The sequence below is a fragment of the Kitasatospora sp. NPDC059571 genome (assembly GCF_042735675.1).
Classification (GTDB): Bacteria; Actinomycetota; Actinomycetes; order Streptomycetales; family Streptomycetaceae; genus Kitasatospora.
This window is the reverse complement of the sequence record NZ_JBHWBW010000467.1, coordinates 1,079-6,252: the sequence shown is the minus strand read 5'-3', so window position 1 is coordinate 6,252 and position 5,174 is coordinate 1,079. Positions and strand designations below refer to the sequence as shown.

The window sequence follows — 5,174 nt, the reverse complement described above, 5'->3', positions numbered from 1 at the left end:
GTCCCCGGGCGAGGGCGCCTCCACGTCGAAGGCGGTCGCGGGCACCCGTCCCCGCCCTGCTGGAGTACGAGGCCGGCGGGATCGGCGACCGGACGGCGGCCAGGGACGCCGAACGCCACCCCTGGTACGCCGGCCACGGCTACGCCTCGCTGCGCGTCGACTCCCGCGGGCACGGCAGCTCCGAGGGCCGGCCGACCGACCCGGCCTCCGACGCCGGGCTCGCCGACGCCGTCGCCGTCCTCGACTGGCTGGCCGCCCAGCCCTGGTGCACCGGCCGGATCGGCGCCTTCGGCCTCGCACACGGCGGAACCGCCGCGCTCGCCCTCGCCGCGCACGCACCCGACCGCCTCGCGGCCGTGGTCGCCGTCTGCGCCCCCGGCGACCGCACCCCCGCGACGCACACCCCGGGCGGCGCACCGCTGGCCGCCGCCGCCCACCGCGCCGCGGCCACCGCCCTCGCCGCCGCCTGCCGGCCGCCCGACCCCGTGCGCACCGGGGACGACTGGCGGCGGCTGTGGCTGGAGCGCCTCAACGCCCTCCAACCGCCCGAGGCCCCCGCGCCCGCCCCGGCCCTCCGCCTCGACGCCGTCCGGGCCGCGGTGCTCGCCGTCGGCGGCTGGGCCGACCCGTATCCGGAGTCCGTGCTGCGGCTGGTGGAGCAGGTCGGCGCACCGGTGCGCGGGATCGTCGGGCCGTGGCCGCACCAGTACCCGGACCAGGGCCGGCCGCCGGGGCCGGCGATCGGCTTCCTCCAGGAGACGCTGCGCTGGTGGGAGCAGTGGCTGCGGGACGTCGACACCGGGGTGCTCAAGGAGCCCGCCCTGCGCACCTGGATGAACGAGTCGGTGCCGCCGGCCACCACGTACGCCAACCGGCCGGGCCGCTGGATCGGCGACGACGGCTGGCCGTCACCGGACGTACGGGAGATCCACTACGGGCTGGCCGACGCACTGCGCACCGCCGGCACCCCGTCGGGCGAGCGCTACGTGCCCGTCCGCTCCCCGCAGCACACCGGCATCGACGGCGGGTCCGTCCGCCCGGCCGGCCGGGCCGCGGACCTGCCGCCGGACCAGCGGGCCGAGGACGGCCGCTCGGTCTGCTTCGACTCCGCGCCGCTGCCGGAGCCCACCGAACTGCTCGGTGCGGCGACCGTGCGGCTGCGGGTGCGCGAGGGCGGCCGGCCCGGGCAGGTCGCGGCCCGGCTCTGCGACGTCGCGCCGGACGGCACGTCCACCCTGGTGAGCCGCGGGGCGGCCGCCGTCGGCGCCGCCGGCGAGGTGGAGTTCGCGCTGTCGGCGGTGGCACACGCCTTCCCCGCCGGGCACCGGATCCGGCTGGCGCTCTCCTCGGCGTACTGGCCGTGGCTGTGGCCGGTCGCCGACCCGGCCGGCCTCGAACTCGACCCGGGCGCCTCGGTGCTGACCCTGCCGGTGCGCCACCTGGCCGCGGACGCGGGCAGCGGCCCGATCTCCTTCGACCCGCCCGAGCACGAGCAGGCCCCGGCGGCCGCCCGCGCCGAGCCGCTCACCGCCCGCCCCGAGCGGCTGGTGGTGCAGGACGTCGCGGCCGGCGAGTGGCGCCTGGAGATCGCGGTCGGCGACGGCCCGCTGCTGCACCCCGACGGGCTGGTCTCCGACGAGCACGTGCTGGAGGCCTACCGGATCCGCTCCGACGACCCGCTGTCCGCGGTCGCCCGGACCGACCGGACCCTGCGGCTGGAGCGCACCGACATCGGCTGGGACGTGACCGTCCAGCTCCGTTCGGAGACCACCTGCGACGCCGGGCACCTGGTGCGCCACGACCACGTGCGGGCCCTGGAGGGCGGCGACGTGGTGTTCGAGCGCGATTGGCGCCGGCGGCTCCCCCGGCCCTGACGGGCCGAGCGGAGCGGCGGGCCCCCGGGCCCGGGACGCACCGCGCGGCCGACCGCCGCGCCGCCCCATCGCCCCGGGTGGATCAAGGGGGCACCCCGCCTCGAAGGCCGATCGGCACACCCGTACGCTTCTCCGATCACAGTGGAGGAGACGACGGGACGATGATCGGGAACCTTCTGGGGATCGTGGTGTTCCCGCTGGTCATGGCCGGGCTCGCCCGGTGGGCGGCGGCACGGAGGCGGCGCGGTCTGACGGCCGGCCGGGCCGTGCACTTCCGCTGCCGGCTCGACGGCCGCAGGGGCCGGCTGCTGGCCGACCCGCGCCTGGAGGACCCCGTCTTCCTCGACCGCTCCGGAAACACCGCCATCGTGCCGCGCGGCGGCACGGCCCTCGACGCGACGGTCGCCGACGCCAACCGGCCTCCCGTCGAGAAGGTCAACCTGCGCTACCGGACGCCCGAAGGAAAGGTGTTCCGGCTGGGCCTGGCCACCCACGACGCCCGGGCCCTGGGTGCCTGGCTGGGCGAACAGCCCCGGCCGGCCCCCGCACCCGCCCATCGGCCGCTGCTGCCGACCGCGCCGTTCTGGGCGGTGCTGGCCCTCGCCGCGGCCCTCTTCGTCGGTCTCGCGGCCGCGGACATCGCGCTGCTGGGCACGCGCACCGCCGCCGAGGTCGTCCGCGTCGACCGGGACGAGGACAGCTGCACCGTCCGCTGGGACGGCGGCGCGCAGCAGGCGACCGTGGACTGCGACACCACCGGTGTGCACGCCGGCGACCGACTCCCGATCGTCGCCGTCCCCTGGCCGTTCCTCGGCGAGGCCGTGGACACCCGGACCACTCCGACCGAAGCCGCCGTCCTCGGAGGCGGCCTCGGCCTGCTCGGGGCCGCCGGTGCGCTGCTGGTCACCCCGCTGGCCTGTGCCCGGCGCGTGCGGCGCGCGCAGCGGGCCGCGCCGGTGATCCCGCATCGGGCGACCGCGGGCGAGGAGGAGGGCGAGGACGCCTGGCCCGGCCTCCGGGGCGGTCTGAGCTACGCGGACCTCGCCGCCGCGGCACGGCACGGAGATCGCCACCGACCCGGCTCCAGGGTCGCCACGCCACGCCGCGGCCCCGGCCGCACATCCGTGTCACCCCGCCTCTGGGTGATGACGACGATCCTCGGCACCGCGGCCTGGGGGTTCCTGGCGGTCGCCGTCGCCGCCTGCCTCGACGACCACTTCCACCTGGGCCACTGGCGCCTCCCGGTGCTCGGCACGGTCGCCGTCGTGTCCATCGCCCGGATCGCCTGGTTCGCCGCCGACCGCTCCGCGCTCGTCCGGCCGGTCCTGCGCGCCGCGCGCTCGGGCGAGGGCGAGGGCGAGCAGCAGCCCATGCGCTATGTCCGGCTGCGGCGGGAGGCGAACGAGATGGTGCTGGTGCTGTTCCGGCCGGAGGGCGAGGGGGCGGCGGCGCCGCGGTTCGTCCAACGGATCTCCTGGTCGCGGGGTGAGGGCCGCCGCACCGTCGGCGGCCCCCCGCCGGTGGGCGAGGCCCTGGTCCGCGACACCGGCGTCGGACCGCTGGTCTGCGAGATCGACGGCGTGCGCTACCTCCCCAAGGGCCGCGCCACCGAGACCGCGGCCGACCCCGCCCGCACCCGCGCGGAACTGCGCAGCTTCGCCGAGAGCCACCTCCGGCCGGCGGGCCGGGGGTAGGGCCCGGGAGCTCCTCGGCGGAGGCGCCCGGTGCCGGACTCGCGGGTGCCCGGGGCGGCGCGCACCAAAACAGTAGCCATGGACATAGTAGCCATGTACTGTAATTGCCATGAGCAACGCTTCCCCGGGCCCCACGCCCGGCTTCCTGGTGTGGCGGCTGTCGACCAAGTGGCGGGTCGCCGTCGACCGCGCCCTGGCCCCGCTCGGGCTGACCCACGCGCAGTACTCGCTGCTCGCGTCGCTGTACGGCATGCACCGCGCCGGGCAGCAGCCCAGCCAGCGCGAACTCGCCGACCACACCGGCCTGGAGGCGCTCTACGTCTCCAAGCTGGCCCGCGCCCTGGAGGCCGACGGGCTGGTCGTGCGCACCCGGGACACCGCCGACAGCCGGGCCGTCCGGCTCGCGCTGACCGATGCCGGGCAGGAGGCCACCGGCCGCGCGGTCACCGTCGTCCAGGAGCTGCTGGACCGGTTGCTGGCGCCGCTCGGCGGCACCGGCGGGACCCGTGCCCGGGCCTTCGTCCGCGACCTGAAGACGCTGCTCGACGTACCGCTCGGCGCACCGCTCGACCTGCCACCCGACCCCGGCGAGGAGTGATCCACCATGCCCGCGATCGACGTGCTCGACTCGACCGTCCACTACGAGGAGTCCGGCAGCGGCACCCCGTTCGTCTTCCTGCACGGCAACCCGGTCTCCTCCCACGTGTGGCGGAAGGTGCTGCCGCGGATGGGCGGGCCGGCCCGGCTGCTGGCACCCGACCTGATCGGGATGGGCCGCTCCGGCAAGCCCGACATCGCCTACTCCTTCGCCGACCACGCCCGCTACCTCGACGCCTGGTTCGACGCGCTCGGGCTGGACGACGCCGTCCTGGTGGGCCTGGACTGGGGCGGCTCGCTCGCCCTCGACCGGGCGGCCCGGCACCCCGGGCAGGTGCGCGGCATCGCCCTGATGGAGACCGTCCTCAAGCCGATGGCCCGGGAGGAGTTCCCGGCCGCCGCCCGGACCAGGTTCGAGGCCTTCCGCACCCCCGGCACCGGCGAGCGGCTGGTGCTGGAGGAGAACGTCTTCATCGAGGACGCGCTGCACCGGACGGTGCTGACCGGCCTCGCCGAGGAGGACCTCGCGGTCTACCGGGCGCCCTACCCGACCCCGGAGAGCCGCCGGCCGCTGCTCGCCTGGCCCCGCTCGATGCCGCTGGAGGGCGGGCCGGCCGAGGTGGTCGCCCGGATCGAGGCGTACGACCGCTGGCTGGCCGACAGCCCCGGGGTGCCGAAGCTGCTGCTCACCTTCGACTCCTCGCCGACGCTGATGATCGGGAAGGAGCTCGCCGACTGGTGCCGCGAGCACGCGGCGGGCCTGGAGACCGCGCACTGCGGGCCGGCCGGCCACCAGGCGCCGGAGGACCGGCCCGCGGAGATCGCCGCCGCCGTCACCGCCTGGGCCGGCCGCCACGGCCTGTACGGCTGACCGGCGGCCCCGGGCACCGGAACGCGAGGAGGGGGCCCCCCCCCCGCGGGGCCCCCCGCACCCCCGGGGCACCCCCCCCCCGGGGACCCCGGCGCAGGCACCCCGGGCGGGGGGGCGCCGGCGCGGGGGGGGCGGGTG

The 5,174-nt window shown here is 77.6% G+C and carries 4 protein-coding genes; all 4 read left to right on the top strand.

Features of this window, described 5'->3' with window-relative positions; all coding sequences use genetic code 11:
- Nucleotides 1–1,874: CocE/NonD family hydrolase (locus ACFV0G_RS33045; RefSeq protein WP_380555975.1), on the top strand; the 1,874-nt coding region annotated here is incomplete at its 5' end.
- A 161-nt stretch (nt 1,875–2,035) separates the two neighbouring features.
- On the top strand, nt 2,036–3,568 hold the full coding sequence (locus ACFV0G_RS33040; protein ID WP_380555973.1) for a hypothetical protein: 1,533 nt from the start codon (nt 2,036–2,038) through the stop codon (nt 3,566–3,568).
- Nucleotides 3,569–3,677: 109 nt separating this feature from the next.
- On the top strand, nt 3,678–4,166 hold the full coding sequence (locus ACFV0G_RS33035) for a MarR family winged helix-turn-helix transcriptional regulator (protein ID WP_380555971.1): 489 nt from the start codon (nt 3,678–3,680) through the stop codon (nt 4,164–4,166).
- A gap of 6 nt (nt 4,167–4,172) precedes the next feature.
- Nucleotides 4,173–5,036, top strand: a complete 864-nt coding sequence (locus ACFV0G_RS33030; protein WP_380555969.1) for a haloalkane dehalogenase — start codon at nt 4,173–4,175, stop codon at nt 5,034–5,036.
- Nucleotides 5,037–5,174 lie beyond the last annotated feature (138 nt).